At 63.6% G+C, this 16,847-nt stretch carries 14 protein-coding genes and 1 pseudogene; 5 read left to right on the top strand and 10 right to left on the bottom strand.

Annotation, left to right across the window (positions count from 1 at the left end):
* Window positions 1-94: 94 nt before the first annotated feature.
* The 4 genes from coaD to ACMGGN_RS20715 form a co-directional block, all read right to left on the bottom strand.
* Window positions 95-574, bottom strand: coding sequence for a pantetheine-phosphate adenylyltransferase (coaD, locus tag ACMGGN_RS20730; RefSeq protein ID WP_039601221.1), 480 nt, complete (start codon window positions 572-574; stop codon window positions 95-97).
* Window positions 575-685: 111 nt separating this feature from the next.
* Window positions 686-2,284 carry a GMC family oxidoreductase N-terminal domain-containing protein gene (locus ACMGGN_RS20725; RefSeq protein ID WP_414156260.1) on the bottom strand — a complete coding sequence of 533 codons (1,599 nt, stop codon included), beginning with the start codon at window positions 2,282-2,284 and terminating at the stop codon, window positions 686-688.
* A 21-nt stretch (window positions 2,285-2,305) separates the two neighbouring features.
* Window positions 2,306-2,791, bottom strand: a complete 486-nt coding sequence (locus ACMGGN_RS20720) for a twin-arginine translocation pathway signal protein (RefSeq protein ID WP_174141030.1) — start codon at window positions 2,789-2,791, stop codon at window positions 2,306-2,308.
* 10 nt (window positions 2,792-2,801) lie between these two features.
* Window positions 2,802-4,232, bottom strand: coding sequence for a coniferyl aldehyde dehydrogenase (locus ACMGGN_RS20715; protein ID WP_414156259.1), 1,431 nt, complete (start codon window positions 4,230-4,232; stop codon window positions 2,802-2,804).
* Window positions 4,233-4,384: 152 nt separating this feature from the next.
* Between ACMGGN_RS20715 and ACMGGN_RS20710 the strand changes: the two genes are divergently transcribed.
* The gene (locus ACMGGN_RS20710) at window positions 4,385-5,050 is read left to right on the top strand and encodes a TetR/AcrR family transcriptional regulator (protein WP_046787081.1); all 666 of its coding nucleotides are present in this window, start codon (window positions 4,385-4,387) and stop codon (window positions 5,048-5,050) included.
* A gap of 35 nt (window positions 5,051-5,085) precedes the next feature.
* Window positions 5,086-5,940, top strand: coding sequence for a sulfurtransferase (locus ACMGGN_RS20705; protein ID WP_204919402.1), 855 nt, complete (start codon window positions 5,086-5,088; stop codon window positions 5,938-5,940).
* A gap of 9 nt (window positions 5,941-5,949) precedes the next feature.
* On the opposite strand, the gene ACMGGN_RS20700 is transcribed toward ACMGGN_RS20705, so the two are convergent.
* From ACMGGN_RS20700 to ACMGGN_RS20675, 6 genes and pseudogenes are all read right to left on the bottom strand, one after another.
* Entirely contained in the window at window positions 5,950-6,942 is a 993-nt protein-coding gene (locus ACMGGN_RS20700) for a hydrolase (protein ID WP_414156258.1), read from the bottom strand.
* 71 nt (window positions 6,943-7,013) lie between these two features.
* Entirely contained in the window at window positions 7,014-8,408 is a 1,395-nt protein-coding gene (locus ACMGGN_RS20695; protein WP_414156257.1) for a M16 family metallopeptidase, read from the bottom strand.
* On the bottom strand, window positions 8,405-9,748 hold the full coding sequence (locus ACMGGN_RS20690; RefSeq protein WP_196997342.1) for a M16 family metallopeptidase: 1,344 nt from the start codon (window positions 9,746-9,748) through the stop codon (window positions 8,405-8,407). Before ACMGGN_RS20690 ends, ACMGGN_RS20695 begins: the two co-directional genes overlap by 4 nt.
* An 85-nt stretch (window positions 9,749-9,833) precedes the next feature.
* Window positions 9,834-10,436: a 16S rRNA (guanine(966)-N(2))-methyltransferase RsmD gene (gene rsmD / locus ACMGGN_RS20685; RefSeq protein ID WP_012312296.1), complete on the bottom strand. Its 603-nt coding sequence runs from the start codon at window positions 10,434-10,436 to the stop codon at window positions 9,834-9,836.
* A pseudogene (locus ACMGGN_RS20680) lies at window positions 10,436-11,788 on the bottom strand (M16 family metallopeptidase); the annotation flags it as partial. The pseudogene ACMGGN_RS20680 and the gene rsmD, both read right to left, overlap by 1 nt.
* A 124-nt stretch (window positions 11,789-11,912) precedes the next feature.
* Window positions 11,913-13,268, bottom strand: a complete 1,356-nt coding sequence (locus ACMGGN_RS20675) for a M16 family metallopeptidase (RefSeq protein WP_414156256.1) — start codon at window positions 13,266-13,268, stop codon at window positions 11,913-11,915.
* A 232-nt stretch (window positions 13,269-13,500) separates the two neighbouring features.
* Between ACMGGN_RS20675 and ftsY the strand changes: the two genes are divergently transcribed.
* The 3 genes from ftsY to ftsX are packed head-to-tail and all read left to right on the top strand — an operon-like array spanning window position 13,501 to window position 16,753.
* Window positions 13,501-15,063 (top strand): signal recognition particle-docking protein FtsY, encoded by a 1,563-nt coding sequence (gene ftsY / locus ACMGGN_RS20670; RefSeq protein WP_174141020.1) that lies wholly within the window; start codon window positions 13,501-13,503, stop codon window positions 15,061-15,063.
* Window positions 15,060-15,731, top strand: coding sequence for a cell division ATP-binding protein FtsE (gene ftsE / locus ACMGGN_RS20665; RefSeq protein ID WP_039601211.1), 672 nt, complete (start codon window positions 15,060-15,062; stop codon window positions 15,729-15,731). The genes ftsY and ftsE overlap by 4 nt, the downstream gene beginning before the upstream one ends.
* A complete protein-coding gene (gene ftsX, locus ACMGGN_RS20660) occupies window positions 15,728-16,753 on the top strand; it encodes a permease-like cell division protein FtsX (protein WP_046787033.1) in 1,026 nt (341 codons plus the stop codon). The genes ftsE and ftsX overlap by 4 nt, the downstream gene beginning before the upstream one ends.
* The last annotated feature ends 94 nt before the right edge of the window (window positions 16,754-16,847 follow it).

Genomic DNA, 16,847 nt, shown 5'->3' with positions numbered 1-16,847 from the left:
GGGGCTCACCGCCCGGGCATGTTCAACGCAATGGGCACAATTGTGCCGCATTCGCGCCCGCAGTGCACGCGGGCGCGATAATCAGCGCTCAGGCTTACTTCTTGAAACGCTCAGTCAGGGCCTCGGCCACCACCGGGTGCACGAACTTGGTGATGTCGCCGCCCAGCGCTGCGATTTCCCGGACCAGGGTCGAGGAAATGAACGAATAGCGCTCCGAAGGCGTGAGGAACAGGCTTTCGACCTCTGGCGCCAGTTGCCGATTCATGTTCGCCAGCTGGAATTCGTATTCGAAGTCGGACACTGCCCTCAGCCCACGCAAGAAGACGTTGGCGCCCTGTTCCTTGGCAAAATGCGCAAGCAGGGTGGAGAAGCCGATGACTTCGACATTGGGCAGGTGCCTGGTGACCTCACGGGCCAGCGCTACCCGTTGTTCCAGCGGGAACAGCGGGTTTTTCTTCGGGCTGGCTGCCACTGCGATGATCACGTGGTCGAACAGCCGCGAGGCGCGCTCGACCAGGTCGCCATGGCCCTTGGTAATAGGGTCGAAAGTACCCGGGTACAACACTCGGTTCATCGCGTCATCCTGGCTGGAGTGCGTTGGGGAGTCGGATGGTAGCGCAGCGATTGCGCCCGGCCAAGTCATGCGGCCGGCTGATGGCACTATAGACAGCAGGGGCATTTGTTGTCATGCACTCTGTGCCAGGCGGGCTATCAGGGTGTCGGTGAGCTTCGCGCTGATGGCGTAGACCGACAGTTGTGGGTTGGCACCGATGCTGGTCGGGAACAGCGAGCCGTCGTGAATCGACAGGTTTTCCAGCTGATGGTGACGGCCCAGGCTGTCGCACACCGCGTGACGTGGATCCTCGCCCATTGCGCAGCCGCCCATCACGTGTGCGCTGCCCAGGCGCGTCTGGAACGGCTCCAGGCGCAAACCGTCGATCATGCGTTGGGCCTGCGCCAGACTGGCAGCTGCGCGGGCATCGCTGTGCGCGGGTGTAACCTGCGTGGCGCCTGCTGCGAACTGGATCTGCGCCATGCTGTGAAAGGCGCGGCGCAGGCCGTCTCGCAAGTAGTCGGTGACCGGGTAATCGAGCACCGGTGAGCCATCGCCACGCAGTTCCACCGCGCCGCCCGGGCTTTCGGGGTGGAAACCGTCGCGCAACAGCGCAAGCATGACGTGGGTATGCGGCAGCTCGGCCATGCGCCGGGCATTTTCGACACCATCGCCACCGAGCAAGGTGCTGGCCAGCGCCGGGTGCAGGGGCGGCACTTCAAGTTTGTAGCCGACCGCGCCATCGACGCCGTCCTGCCATTGGAAGTGGTCACTGTAGATGGATTGCGGGGCGCCGTAGTAAGGGTCGATGCGTGCGTCGAAGCGTGCCGCGCTGAAGTTGACCAGGTGCAGGAAGGTCCGCTTGCCCAGGCGCTCGTGGGGGTCAGGAGCCTTGGAACGCAGCAGCAGGGCGGGGCTGTTGATGCCGCCGCCTGCGAGGATGTAGTGGCGTGCGCGCACAGTGATGCTGCGCCCGTTGGTGTGTATCCCTTGAGCATCCAGCCCTTGGCAGCGCAGATGCTCGATGCGCTCGCCGTCATGCTCGAAGCGTTCGGCCCGGGCCAGATACAGCAGCTCGCCGCCCTTGTCGAGCATGGCTGGAATGCGCGTCACCAGCATCGATTGTTTGGCGTTGACCGGGCAACCCATGCCGCAATAGCCAAGGTTCCAGCACCCCCGGACATTGCGCGCAATCACGGCCCATCGGTAGCCGAGCCGTTCACACCCACGGCGCAGTACGTCGTTGTTGGCGTTTGGCGGCACCGCCCAAGGCGTAATGCCGAGGTCTTGCTCGATGCGTTCGAACCAGGGGCGTAGTGCGTCGTTGTCCAGCCCTTTTACGTTGTGGGCCGCGGCCCAGTGGGCCAAGGTCGGCGTGGGCGTGCGAAAGCTGGAGGTCCAGTTGACCAGCGTGGTGCCGCCTACCGCACGGCCCTGCAGAATGGTGATGGCGCCGTCCTTGCTCATCCTGCCCAGGCCTTCCTGGTAGAGACTGGCGTAGGCCTCATTCTCAAGCAGGTGGAAGTCACTGCTGGTCTTGAGCGGGCCTTCCTCGATCAGCAGTACCTTGAAGCCTGCGGCGCTGAGCATCTGCGCGCTGGTGGCGCCGCCGGCACCGCTGCCTATCACGGCAATGTCGGCTTGCAGGCTGAGGTCCTGCCCCAGGCGTGAGCCGTCGTAGGTGATCCAGCCGCGTTCGAGGCCTTGGCGAAACGGGTCGATGACAGGCATTGAAGATGCTCTTGTTGTTGGTCAGATTTTCGGCGGCCCGGGGTAACCACAGGCGGCCCAACTTTCCGGGCGCTCGTACCAGGCCATCGTCAGCAGTTGCACGATCGACGAGTGTCCCATGCGCAGCAGGTTCAGCGAACTGTCCTGCCAGCGTTGCAGAAACCCCGCAATCTGCTGTTCACCGGCCTGTTCCCAGGCGCCCCAGACCCCGGTCAGTGGGCCACGGGTCAGCGGCAGGCTGAGCACATCGAACAATTGCCGGGTGAGCTTGAGCATTTGCGGGGACAGTGCCGCCAGTTTGGCGTCGAGAGTGGGCAGCACCAGTGCTGCGCTTGCCGAAGTACCGGCGAGCACCACCGGGATCAGTGCCCGCAGCAATGGCAGGTCGTCATCGCGCAATACGTGGTACCCGGTTGCAGGCGCCTGAGGGCTGCAACCGACCAGGCTGGCACTGGCCAGAAACACGCTGGCTCCCAGGCTGAAACGCATGAATTCGCGCCGCTGCATGGCCCGGCCCTCAGCGGATGAACAGTTTGTAGACCAGGCGCTGCAAGGCCTTGCCATACGGCGGGTAGACCAGGCGTGCGGCGTTCAGGCGCTGCTTGGCCAGCACTGCCTTGGCCTTGCTGAAGGTCAGGAAGCCGTCGTGGCCGTGGTAGTGCCCCATGCCCGAGGGGCCGATGCCGCCGAACGGCAGGTCGTCCTGAGCGACATGCAGCAGTGTGTCGTTGAGGCATACACCACCGGAGTGGCTGTGCTGCAGTACATATTCCTGCTCGGCACGGTCGTAGCCGAAGTAGTACAGCGCCAGTGGGCGTGGCCGTTCATTGATGTAGGCCAGTGCGCCGTCGAGGCTGTCATAGGGTACTACCGGCAGCAGCGGGCCAAAGATTTCGTCCTGCATCACCTGCATGCTGTCGTTCACCTCCAGTAGCAGCTGCGGCGGCAGGCGCCTGCCTTGGCGGGGCTCGTCTGGGTACAGGTCGATGATCTGCGCGCCTTTGCTGCGGGCGTCATCCAGCAGGTGTTGCAGGCGCTGCAATTGCCTCGGATTGATGATGGCGCTGTAGTCGGGGTTGTCGGCGATGCGCGGGTACAACCGGTGGACCGCCCTGCGGTAGGCATCGCTGAAGGCGTTCAGGCGCTCGCGTGGTACCAGGACGTAGTCTGGGGCGACGCAAGTCTGGCCGGCATTGAGGGTCTTGCCGAACGCGATACGCTCGGCAGCGCTGTCCAGCGGCACGCTGGACGAAACGATGGCTGGCGACTTGCCGCCAAGCTCCAGTGTGACCGGGGTCAGGTTTTGTGCTGCGGCCAGCATGACCTGGCGCCCGACGCTGGTGGCGCCGGTGAACAGCAGGTGATCGAAGGGCAACCGGGCAAACGCCTGGCCGACTTCCACCTCGCCCAGCACCACGCTGACCAGCTCGTGCGGGAATACCCGCTCAAGCAAGGTTTTCAGCGCCAGGGCGCTGGCAGGTGTGGCCTCACTGAGCTTGAGCATCACCCGGTTGCCGGCGGCCAAAGCGCAGGTCAGCGGGCCGATGGCGAGAAACAGCGGGTAGTTCCACGGCACGATGATGCCAACTACGCCAAGCGGCTGATACAGCACGCGGGCGCTGGCCGGCTGGAAGGCCAGGCCTACGGTTCGCCTTGCGGGTCGCATCCAGCGCTTGAGGTGGCGCTCGGCATGGCGAATACCTTGTACCGAGGGCAACAGTTCGGCCAGCAGGGTTTCGTCGGCGCTGCGGCCGGAAAAGTCCGTATCGATCGCCTCTATCAGCCGTTGTTGATCCGCCAGCACAGCCTCGCGCAGGCTTTTCAGCCATTGCCGGCGTTGGGCCAGGGGCGCCATGGGGTTGCCCGCAAATGCTTTGCGCTGGGTGGCGAACGTGGCCGCCAGGTCGATGTCGGACTGCAAGGGAGGCACGGCGATAGGTGAAGTCACGGCGGCTCTCATCGGGGCTAGAGAATCTCTAGAGCCTATACTCTAATCGGGACGATGGTACGAATATTTTTCCCGCCACCGCACGGTGCATCCGGGCCCTGTTACCCCGTAATATGGACCCTTACCGTAAGCCTGCAGACTGGGAGCTGAGCATGGCCCCGCGCATGAAGACTCGAGAGCGCATCGTGCAGAACAGCCTTGAGCTGTTCAACCAGCAAGGCGAGCGTAGCGTGAGTACCAACCACATTGCTGCGCACATGGAAATTTCGCCCGGCAACCTCTACTACCACTTCCCCAACAAGCAGGCGATCATCGCCCTGCTGTTCAGCCAGTACGAAGAGCTGGTGGACAGCTTCCTGCGCCCGCCGCAGGGGCGCGCCGCCACCGTCGAAGACAAGCGTTTCTATCTCAAGGCGTTGCTCGCAGCGATGTGGAGCTACCGGTTCCTGCACCGTGACCTCGAGCACCTGCTCGACAGCGACCCTGAGCTGGCTGCCCGTTACCGGCGCTTTTCCGAACGTTGCCTGCGCCAGGGCCAGGCGATCTATCGGGGCTTCGTCGAGGCCGGCATTCTGGTCATGGCACCTGCGCAGATCGAATCGCTGACCATCAACGCCTGGATCGTGCTTACTTCTTGGGTCCGCTTTCTCAGCACCACGCGCGAGCACTCCGCTCACCTAGGTGAAGAAGCCTTCAAGCGTGGCGTCTATCAGGTACTGGTACTGGAACTCGGCTTCGTCACCGCCAACGCCCGCAGTGCCGTGGATGCCCTGTGCCAGGAATTCCATGTTCCGTTCAACCAGGCTCTGGAACGTTAACCCAGAGCCTTCGTGCCATCGATCAGGAGATTGTCATGCCCCTTGCGCAATTGATCACCCCGCAGCAACTGGCCGAGCGCCTGGGCTCGCCCAAGTTGGTGATCCTCGATTGTCGGTTTGCCTTGGAAGACGTGGATTACGGCCAACGCAGCTATGCCGAGGGGCATATCGCCGGGGCGCACTTCGCCGACCTGGAGCGCGATCTGAGTGGGCCGGTGAGCAAGGGCAAGACCGGCCGCCATCCCTTGCCTGACCCACAGCGGCTGGTCGAGCGTTTGCGTGAGTGGGGGCTGGACAATGACAGCGAAGTGGTGCTGTACGACGATGGGCCTGGTGCTTTTGCCGCCCGTGCCTGGTGGCTGCTGGCCTGGTTGGGTAAACGCACAGGTGTGGCCATTCTCGATGGAGGCCTCAAAGCCTGGCACACCGCGGGCCAGCCATTGAGCCTGGACGCGCCGGCACGCTATGAGGGTACGTTCAACGGCGAGCCGGATGCGAAGCTGCTGATTGACGCCGAGCACTTGGCCACTGAGCTTGCAAGCCCCAAGCTGACGCTGATCGATGCGCGTGCCTTGCCGCGTTTTCGTGGGGATGTGGAGCCGATCGACCCGGTGGCCGGGCATATTCCCGGCGCTCAGTGCGCAGCCTTCACCGACAACCTGGGCGAAGATGGGCGTTTCCTGGCGCCAGAGCAGCTCAGGCAGCGCTTTGCCGAGAAGCTGGCGGGGCGTTCACCGGAACACCTGGTGGCGTATTGCGGTTCGGGAGTGACGGCTTGCCATAACCTGTTTGCCCTGGCATTGGCGGGGTATCCGCTGGGCAGGCTGTATGCCGGGTCGTGGAGTGAGTGGATCAATGATCCGGCGCATCAGGTTGCCACGGGCGACTGATACGCCGGGTTATCGCCTATCCACCAGCCACTGCGGAATCCGCCGCTCAAGGTAATACCCCGGATTTCGCAGGCTGCCTTCGACAAACCCCACATGTCCACCCCGCTCATGCAGCTCGAACTGAGTTTGCGGCGTCAGCTCGCTGGGGGTGGGCAGGCTGTGGCGGTATACGAACGGATCATCGTTTGCCTGGATGATCAGCGTCGGCGTGCGGTTTTCCCCGAGATAGTAGCGGCTGGATGAGCGACGATAGTAGTCGTGTACATCGTCAAAACCGTTGAGTGGCGCGGTCACCTTGCCGTCAAAATCCCAGAAGGTACGCAGCTTGCGCAACGACCCGAGCCGGTCGAGCGCGGCCAGGCCTTCATGATGGCCCTGTGCGCGGAAATGCCGTTGTTTGATCTGCACATAGGCCATCATTTCACGCATGAAATGCGCCTGATACACCTTGGAAAAGCCTTGGCCGATGCGGTCGGCGCACTGATCCAGGCGAAACGGTACGGAAACCGCCACGGCCGCCTGCAGTTGGCTGGCGCTGCCACTTTCACCCAGGTACTTCAGCAGTACATTGCCGCCCAGTGAATAGCCGACGGCATACAAGGGGGCCAGCGGGCGTTGAGCGCGCAGGTGGGCGACGACCTCGGCCAGGTCCCCGCTGGCCCCGGAATGGTAACTGCGTGCCAGCAGGTTCGGCTCCCCCGAGCAGCCACGCCAGTTCACCGCAACGCTGGCCCAGCCGCGGGCATCGAGCGCCTGCTGCAGGCCTTTGACATAAGGCGAATGGGACGAACCGGTCAGGCCGTGCAACACCAGCACCAGCGGTGTATCTGGCTGGTGGGGCCCGTGCCAGTCGAGGTCCATGAAGTCGCCATCGGCCAGCCACAGGCGCTCACGCTTGCGTTCAAATGCAGGCAGTTTGCGCCACAGCGGGCCCCAAAGGGTTTGCAGGTGAGGGTTGGACAGCCCGGTGGCCGGGCGGAATGTGGCGGTAAGACTGGGCATGCTGGGCGACTCGTGTTGTGCCTGCCTAGATTGCCATGAAACACCGCCGTTGTACTTGCGCTATTGGTCGGTCAGGGCAGCTCGGGCAAAGGTTGTTGCGCATGGGGCGGGCCGAGAGTGATGAACACTTCCTGCGCAGGGCTCAGCCATATGCGCGCGGCTTCGAGAATGTCCTTGGGCGTCAGGGCTGCCAGGTTTTGGATGTAGGTTGCAAAATGATCTGCAGGTTGGCCAAGGTGGCTTGACGTTGCCAGGCTCTTGGCCAGCTCTGCGTTGCTCGCCATGGTGCGATGCAACCTGCCTGCTATCTGGTTGCGCGCCATGTCGCACTCCGCCTGGCTTGGGCCATGCTCGCGCAGGCAAGCCAGCATCCCGGAAACCAGCTCACGCGAGGCATCGCGGTATTCGGGTGCGACGTCCCATTCAATCTGCAGCAGGCTCGCCGCATCAAAGGGTTTGAGCGACGAGCGGATGGTGTAGGTCAAGGTACGACGGCTTCGTAGCTCTTGTGTCAGACGCGACTCGAAACCGCTGCCGAGGATTTCGTCAAGCATGGTCAAAGCTGCATACCCTGGCTTGTCGGGTGATATGGGCAGCAGCAGAGTTAGCGTGGCCCGTGTGGTACTTGCGGTGTGTTCTTGATGCCGAGTGAGGGCCTCTGGCAACGGCGCCGGTGGCGGGGGCTGTCCTGCCCAGTGTTGCGGTAGCGCCTGAAGGAGTTCCGTGATGAGTGTCTGCGCCTCGTCGCGCGACAGGTCGCCCACCAGGCCGATATCGAGGTTGTTGGCAGAGTAGGCACGTCGGTGGAAGTCGCGCAGCTGCTGCTCGTCGATCTGGTTGAGGCTCTCAGGCGTGCCAGCCCAATGTTTGGCGTAGGGGTGGCCATCGAACACATGGCTCATTGTCGCGTGGGACATCCCAAAGACCGGGGTCGATGCCATTGCGCCAAGGTAGTTGAGCAGTCGTTCGCGGATACCTGCGACGGCTTCTTCCCGGAAGGCGGGGCGTGCCAGCATTTGCGTGAGCAGTTGCAGGGCGCTTGTACGCAGTGCCGGCAGGCTCAGGCAGCGCAGCGTGATCACGGCCTCATCCTGGTTCATTTGCCTTGCCATGATCGCACCCAGCCCCTCGATGGCCTGTGCGAATTGGGCGGCATCCAGATGCTCGGTACCCTGATCGAGGCTGTAAAGGACAAGGGCGGCCAGGCCCGGGCTAGTGCCGTCGAGCGCACTGCCAGCGCGAAAGCGTAGCGCCAGGTCGAATATCGGGCGGTCATGGGATGGCATGAAGCTGACCTTGGCGCCTTCGTCGGTCTGCCATTGCTGTATCTGGGCCGGCAAGGGCTGGTGCTGCTCCAGGTCCAGGCCTTGCGTGGACTCCAGCCGGGCCATTGCCGCCACGGCGGTATCGGTCATGGGGCCCTTGCAAATCAGTGGCATGCTGCTGGTGGAAAGAGGTTTGTTCATGCCGGTGCTCCTGTTTGCAGATGAGTGATGGTCAGCCTTTCGCGGCTCAGGTAGTCGAACGCTACCTGTCGTAATGTCGCGCTATCGAGGTGGCGGACACGTTCGGCTTCTTGATCGATCAGCGAGGGAGACAGACCAGCGGCCGCCGCTGCGCCGATGCGCCCAGCTTGCAGGGTGACGCTGTCGCGGCTGAACAGGCGGCGGGTAAGCATGCGCAGTTTCGCGCGCTCCAGTTCCTGGGGGGAAAGCAGCGTATGGCGCAGGGTATCGATCAAGGTATAGATCGCTTCTACGGCGTGCTCGTGGGTGGATCTTTGACTGTTGATATAGGTTGAAAGGGTCAACAGCGTGTCGCCACGCACCATTGGCTCATATGACAGGCCGATGCCCTTGAGCAGCCGTCGGTCTCGCACCAGCTCGCTGTAGAGCCTTGCGCTGAACCCTTTGCCAAGCACTTCACAGAGCACGCCCAAGGCAGGCACTGTGGTTGCCTCGGTGGCCGTGGCGTGGCTTGGTGCATTGAAGGACATGAACAAACCATCACGCAGGCCTGGCAATTTCAGCTTCTGGCTTCGCTCCTGCAGGTGCGCGTCATGCCGGGGGACCGGTGCTGCGCCAAGCGGGGCCCTGGCGATGCTGGCGAAATACCGGCTCACGTGCTGGCGAAGCGTGGGGAGGTCGACGGCGCCCACCACCACGAGGGTGGCGTTATTGGGCCGATACCACGTTTGATACCAGGTGCGCACGGTATCCAGGCGCATGTTGTTCAGGTCTGCCGGGTTGCCAAACGCCGCCGTGGCATACGGGCTGCTGCCGTGAGCAAGCGCTATGTGCCGTTCAGCTGCCTGCTGTGCAGGAGCGTTTTCGACTTTGAGTCGGCGCTCGTCTTCGATCGCTTTGACTGCCCGTTCCATGTCTGCCTGGCCAAAGGTTGCGCCCGCCATGGCATCCGCCATTATTTCGAGTGCAATCGGCAATCGTGCCGCGGGTAACAGGACATCGTATGCCGTTGCGTCATCGGTGGTAGTGGCATTGGCCTTTCCGCCGAGCCGCGCGATCACCTGGGTGTATCGGCCCGCTTCGAGTTTGCGGCTGCCTTCGAATATCAGGTGTTCCAGCAGGTGCGAGAGGTTGGTATGGCCGGCCGGTTCATGGCTGGTGCCAACGTGGTACCAGAGCTGGATTGCGGCGAGCGGGGTGCTGTGGTCTTCACGCAGATAGACAGCCAGGCCGTTATCCAGTGTGAAATGCTGCAACGATGTGGGGGTGGCATCCGCGATGGAGTCGATGCCGGCTGACACCGTTTGGTCGTCGAGGGTAAACGGGGGAGTCGATGGCATTGCTCAAGTGCTCCTGGTTGGGGTGACCAGGAGCAGCTTCGGCGAGATTGTGCGCTTGCCTGCGCTATATAGTTAGGGCCTGCGTTCAGGCGCGCTGCCACAGCGCGTAATGCACCTGGCCGGTCTTTTTTTCGCGGTGCAGGCGCCAGTTGCCTGGCATTTGCAGGGTAGAGGGTGCCGCTTCGCTCTCGGTGTAGATCCACGCCTGCTCGCGAAGCCACTGGTTCTGCTCAAGCAGGTTGCAGGTGTTGGCCAGCAGGTCCTGATGGAACGGCGGATCGAGAAACACGACGTCGAACTGTTGCTTGGCCGGGGCTTGCAAGTAGCGCTGGGCGTCGGTCTGGAGGATTTGCCCGCGCGGACAGCGCAGGATTTCCAGGTTGTTCTTCAGGTTGTTGATAGCTGCCGCGTTGCTGTCCAGTGCGACGGCATCTGCAGCACCGCGGGACAACGCTTCGAGCACCAGGGCGCCACTGCCGGTAAAGGCATCCAGCACCCGGGCGCCTTCGATGTAGGGCGCCAGCCAGTTGAACAGGGTTTCACGCACCCGATCGGTGGTCGGCCGTAGGCCTTCGCCTTCAGGCACCGCCAGGCGGCGACTGCGCCACTCGCCGGCGATGATGCGCAGGTGGCCCTGACCCTTGCTTTGGCCCTGCTGAGGGCGGGCGGGAGGGGTGGATCTAGGCATTAGTGCTCCGGTACGCCGAGGGGCTGCTCGGCGGGTTTGTCAGTAGGGGCTGGCAGCGGTTTTTGCGGCACGCTCGGGCCGACGGTAACGATCACCAGTTTGTCGGCTGCCAAATGCTTGTTCATGGCTGCCTTGACCTGCTCGACGGTCAGCGCTTGGGACTGCTGCATGAAGTCTTCCAGCCAGGTCAGTGGCAGGTTGTAGAAGCCGATGGCGCCCAATTGGCCGACGATGCTCGCATTGCTGGCGTTCGACAGTGGGAAGCTGCCGGCCAGTTCGCGCTTGGCGTCGTCCAGTTCCTGCTGGGACGGGCCGTTCTTGAGGTAGTCGGCAAGGATACCCTGCACCAGCTTGAGTGTGCCCTCGCTGAGTTCGGCACGGGTTTGCAGGTTGATCATGAACGGGCCGCGCACCTGCATCGGGCTGAATACCGAGTATACGCCGTAGGTCAGGCCGCGTTTTTCCCGCACTTCGCTCATCAGGCGGGTACCGAAGGCGCCGCCACCGAGAATCTGGTTGCCCAGCGACAGGGCTGGCCAGTCCGGGTCCTGGCGGTCGATGCCCAGCTCGGCCAGCATCAGGTGGGTCTGCTTGGACGGGAAGTCGATGTGGGTGGTGCCTGCCTTGGGCTCGACGGGTTGCGCAGGCTTGGCCAGTGCCGGGCCTTTGGGCAGGGCGGCGGAGACCTGGGCGGCAATCGCCTCGGCCTCTTCGCGGCTGAGGTCGCCGACCAGTGCGATTACCGCGTTGCCCGCTGCATAGGCTTTGGCGTGGAATGCGCGCAGCTGTTCCAGGGTGATGCCCGGGATGCTTTCAGCGCTGCCGTCGCTTGGATGGGCGTAAGGGTGGTCGCCGTAAAGTTTGCCGAACAACGCCTTGCCGGCGATCTTGCCGGGGTTCTGCTTCTCGTATTCGAAACCGGCCAGCAGCTGGTTCTTGATTCGTTTGAGTGCGTCCTCCGGGAAGGTCGGCTTGCCGGTTACTTCAGCGAACAGCTTCAGGGCCGGCTCGCGCTTGTCCTTCACACTCAGGCTGCGCAGCGAGGCCACCGCCATGTCGCGGTAGGAACCGTTGCCGAAGTCTGCGCCGAGCCCTTCGAAGCCTTCGGCGATGGCGGTCACATCCTTGCCGGCAACGCCTTCGTTGAGCATGGCATTGGTCAGGGTGGCCAGGCCCGGCGTGTTGCCGTCCTGGCTGCTGCCGGCGGCGAAGGTCACGCGCAAATCGAACATCGGCAGCTCGCGGGCCTCGACGAACAGTACGCGTGCACCTTCGGCAGTGGTCCAGTTCTGGATGTTCAGCTGGCGCCGGCTGGGGGCCTTGCCGTCCAGCTCGGCCAGCGACTGCAGGGTATTGGCGGGGCGGGCCGCGGTGCTGTCGGTTTCGGCGTGGGCAGGGCGAGCCAGGACGCAGGTCATCGCCACCACCAGTGCGATGATGCCCGTGCCGATCAGGGTGTAGCGTGGTGCGCTGCAATCACTCATGAGCGGACTCCTCAGGCAGTACATGGGCAACGCTCAGGCGTTCGCGGGTGAAATAGGTGCGTGCGGCGGCCTGGATATCTTCGGGGGTCACGCGCTTGAGTTCGTCCAGTTCGCTGTCGATCAGTTTCCAGGACAGGCCGACCGTCTCTAGCTGGCCAATGGTGGTGGCCTGGCTGCTGATGGAGTCGCGGTCGTAGACCAGGCCGGCGATCACCTGGGCGCGTACACGTTCCAGTTCCTCGGCGCTCGGCGGGGTGGTCTTGAGCTCATCGAGCAACTGCCAGACGCCTTTCTCGACATCGGCGAGCGTCTTTTGCTTCTGTACGTTAGGAGTAGCCGAGATCATGAACAGGCTGTCGCCGCGGGTGAAGGCGTTGTAGCTGGACGAGGCGCCGGCCACCAGTTCCTGGCCACGCTCCAGGCGCGCAGGCAGGCGGGCGCTGTAGCCGCCGTCGAGCAAGGCCGAGATCAGCCGCAGGGCGTGCGCGGTGCGCGGGTCCTTGGCGGTGGCAAGGCCCGGTACGTTGAAGCCGTAGATCAGGCTTGGCAGTTGGGTGCGCACGTGCAGGGTCAGCTGGCGCCGGCCTGGCTCGGCCAGCTCCAGCGGCAGCTTGGCCGGCGGCACGGCGCGCTTGGGGATAGTGGCGAAGTACTTCTGCGCCAGGCCTTTGACCTCGGCGGCGGTAACATCGCCGACCACCACCAGGGTGGCGTTGTTCGGCGCGTACCAGGACTCGTACCAGTGGCGCAGCTCCTCGACTTTCATGCGTTCGAGGTCGGCCATCCAGCCGATGGTCGGGGTGTGGTAGCCGCTGGCCGGGTAGGCCATGGCGCGGAACAGCTCGAAAGCCTTGGCGCTTGGCTGATCGTCGGTGCGCAGGCGGCGCTCTTCCTTGATCACCTCGATTTCGCGGCTGAACTCATCGGCCGGCAGGTGCAGGCTGGCCAGCCGGTCGGCCTCCAGCTCCAGAGCCACCGGCAGGCGGTCGCGGGCCAGAACCTGATAGTAGGCGGTGTAGTCGTCGCTGGTAAAGGCGTTCTCTTCCGCGCCCAGGTCGCGCAGGATGCGTGAAGCTTCGCCGGGGCCGACCTTGGCGCTGCCCTTGAACATCATGTGTTCCAGAGCGTGGGACAACCCGGTCTGGCCGGGTGTCTCATAGCTGGAGCCGACCTTGTACCAGATCTGCGAAACCACCACTGGCGCGCGGTGGTCCTCGCGCACGACCACTTTCAGGCCGTTGTCGAGGATGAATTCGTGGGTGGGTTGCGCATCGGCGGCAAAGGCTGCGAGCGGCAGGCAGAGCGTGCTGAGCAACAGGCCAGCGGCGCGGCGGGCTAGAGCATTCATAAGGTGTTTAACCTGTTCGGCGGCCCGCAGGGTTTAGCGTCGGCGGGCCAGGAGGTGCTAGGATACTGATCCGGTTGCCTGGCGACCATGCCTGTCGCCGTTCTGGCCTGCAGGTCCATTAAGACAAAACATTGCGCATGAACCAGCCGGCTTCAAAACAGTCTGTTCTGCGTTTAGAGAATTCCAGATGAGCCGCTGCTGGCCCATCGCTACCCTGAGATAGCCGTCTTCCATGTTTGGTTCCAACGACGACAAAAAAGCGCCGGCCGAGGCTGGCGAGAAAAAAGGCCTGTTCAGCTGGTTTCGCAAGAAGCCGCAGCAACCTGTCGCCGAACAGCCACAAGCCCCTGATGCTCAGGCAGTAGAGCCGGTATCGCCGCAGCCTGCCGCCGAGCAGCCTGAAGCGGCTGCGGCCGAGCCGGTGGTTGCCGAAGCGCCCCCGCCTGCCGTTGAGCCGGTACGTCCCGCTGAGCCGGTACTGGCCCCCCAGCCTGCGCCTGTCGTTGAGCCTGCTCCGGCCCCGGAGGTCGCACCGGCCCCTGAGCCCGCTCCGGCTCCTGAGGTTGCACCGGTCCCTGAGCCTGCTCCAGCCCCTGAGCCAGTGCCGGTTCCCGAGCCTGTCCCGGCCTCTGTGAGAGCGGAGTTGCCTGCGAGTGCTGAGCCCGCTGCTGCGCAGCTCGAAAGCCCTGCTCCAGTCGCAGCAGCCCCCGAAGCCCCGGTCAGCAACCTGGTCTTGCCCGTTGCCGAAGAGCCGGTCGCCCTGGTTCCAGACCTTGAGCCAAAAGCCCCGCCAGCGATTCCCGAGCGCCCGGCCCCCGAACAGGCCGTCGCGGCCGTCACCCCAGCCGTTGCCGAACCTGCCAAGCCCGGCTTCTTCGCTCGCCTCAAGCAGGGCCTGTCGAAGACCAGCGCCAGCATCGGCGAAGGCATGGCCAGCCTGTTCCTGGGCAAGAAAGTCATTGATGATGACCTGCTAGACGAGATCGAAACACGCTTGCTGACCGCCGACGTTGGCGTGGAGGCGACCTCGACCATCGTTCAGAACCTGACCCAGAAGGTTGCGCGCAAACAGCTGGCCGATGCCGATGCCCTGTACAAGTCGCTGCAGGAAGAACTGGCCGCGCTGCTGCGCCCGGTCGAGCAGCCGCTGAAGATCCAGGCGCAGAACAAGCCCTATGTGATCCTCGTGGTAGGCGTCAACGGCGCCGGCAAGACCACCACTATCGGCAAGCTGGCCAAGAAGCTGCAACTCGAGGGCAAGAAGGTCATGCTGGCCGCGGGTGATACCTTCCGTGCTGCCGCCGTCGAGCAGTTGCAGGTCTGGGGCGAGCGCAACCAGATCCCGGTGATCGCCCAGCACACCGGTGCCGACTCCGCGTCGGTGATCTTCGATGCCGTGCAGGCCGCCAAGGCCCGTGGCGTCGATGTGCTGATCGCCGATACCGCCGGCCGGCTGCACACCAAAGACAACCTGATGGAAGAGCTGAAAAAGGTTCGCCGGGTCATCGGCAAGCTTGACGCCGAGGCGCCGCATGAGGTGCTGCTGGTGCTCGATGCCGGTACTGGCCAGAACGCCATCAGCCAGGCCAAATACTTCAACCAGAGCGTCGAGCTGACCGGCCTGGCCCTGACCAAGCTGGACGGCACCGCCAAGGGTGGCGTGATCTTCGCCCTTGCCAAGCAGTTCAACATTCCGATCCGCTTCATCGGCGTGGGTGAAGGTATCGACGACCTGCGCACCTTCGAAGCCGAGCCGTTCGTCAAGGCTCTGTTTGCCGAGCGAGAGCACCCATGATCCGATTCGAACAGGTTGCCAAGCGCTACCCCAACGGCCATGTTGGCTTGCATGAGCTGAGTTTCCGGGCGCGCCGGGGCGAATTCCTGTTCGTCACCGGCCATTCCGGGGCCGGCAAGAGCACCTTGCTGCGCCTGCTGCTGGCCATGGAACGCCCCACCAGCGGCAAGTTGATGCTGGCAGGGCAGGACCTGGGCCAGATCAGCAACGCGCAGATCCCGTTCCTGCGTCGGCAGATCGGGGTGGTGTTCCAGAACCACCAGTTGCTGTTCGACCGCACCGTTTTCAACAACATTGCCCTGCCGCTGCAGATTCTCGGCCTGTCCAAGGCAGAGATCGCCAAACGCGTGGATTCGGCGCTGGAGCGTGTGTCGCTGGTCGACAAGGGTGAGCTGTTCCCGGCCGACCTGTCCACCGGCCAGCAGCAGCGGGTCGGTATCGCTCGTGCGATCGTCCACCAGCCCGCCTTGCTGCTGGCCGACGAACCCACCGGTAACCTCGACCCGCGCCTTGCCGCAGAGATCATGGGGGTGTTCGAGGACATCAATCGGCTGGGTACCACGGTGTTGATCGCCAGCCATGACCTGGCACTGATTGCGCGCATGCGCCACCGCATGCTGACCTTGCAGCGCGGCCGTCTGATCGGCGATGGGGAGGCCGGGCAATGAGCACTACACGTACACCCAAGGTTTCCGAGCGGGTCGCCCCAAAGGCCGCCGACGCGGATACCCGGAAAAAGCGCGGCGAGCATGATGATGACGGCCCGGACTTCCGCACGCTGTTGCACGCCTGGCTGGACAGCCACCGTGCCAGCCTGGCCGACAGCCTGCGTCGCCTGGGCAAGCAGCCGATCGGCAGCTTCTTCACCTGCCTGGTGATGGCCGTGGCGCTGAGCATGCCCATGGGCCTTTCGCTGCTGTTGAAGAACGTCGAGAAGCTGGGGGGCTCCTGGCAGCGCGCCGCGCAGATTTCCCTGTACCTGAAGCTCGACGCGGGCAGCAAGGAGGGCGAGGCCCTGGGCCAAGAGATCAAAGGCATGCCTGGGGTGGCCGATGCCTTGTACATCAGCCCAGCGCAGGCGCTGGAAGAGTTCCAGCAGCAGTCCGGGTTGGGCGAAGCCCTGCGTGAACTGCCCGACAACCCGCTGCCTGGTGTCGTGGTGGTGACCCCGACCGAAGTCGACAAGCCGGCTCTGGAGGCGCTGCGGCAACGTCTGGCCGAGCTGCCGCGGGTGGAAAATGCACAACTCGACCTGGTGTGGGTGGAGCGCCTGGCGGCGATCCTCAAGCTGGGCGACCGGTTCGTCTTCGGCCTGGCGGTGATGCTTATTTCTGCCTTGCTGTTAGTAATCGGTAACACAATTCGTCTACATATTGAAAACCGCCGTACCGAGATCGAAGTCATCAAGCTGGTAGGCGGCACCGACAGCTACGTCCGTCGGCCTTTCCTGTACATGGGCGCGTTGTACGGCCTGGGTGCGGGCCTGCTTGCCTGGGGTATCCTCGCGTTCGGCCTCAACTGGCTGAACGAGGCCGTGGTAGGGCTGTCCGGGCTCTACGGCAGCGACTTCTCCCTGGGCGGTGTGCCAGCATCCGATGGTCTGTCGCTCTTGATCGGGGCGGTACTGTTGGGGTATATCGGTGCATGGATTGCGGTGGCTCGGCATTTGAACGAGTTGGCCCCGCGATAGTTTTCTGAGCCAGCATTGACAATTTTTCATTTTTGGAACTTGCACCTTGGTTCCAGGTCTATGTTGGCAGTGCTCACAAGGCACGAGTCTGGTA

Origin of the sequence: Pseudomonas sp. BNK-30, from assembly GCF_047456185.1 — a bacterium.
Classification (GTDB): domain Bacteria; phylum Pseudomonadota; class Gammaproteobacteria; order Pseudomonadales; family Pseudomonadaceae; genus Aquipseudomonas; species Aquipseudomonas putida_E.
This window is presented reverse-complemented; position numbering and strand designations above follow the sequence as displayed.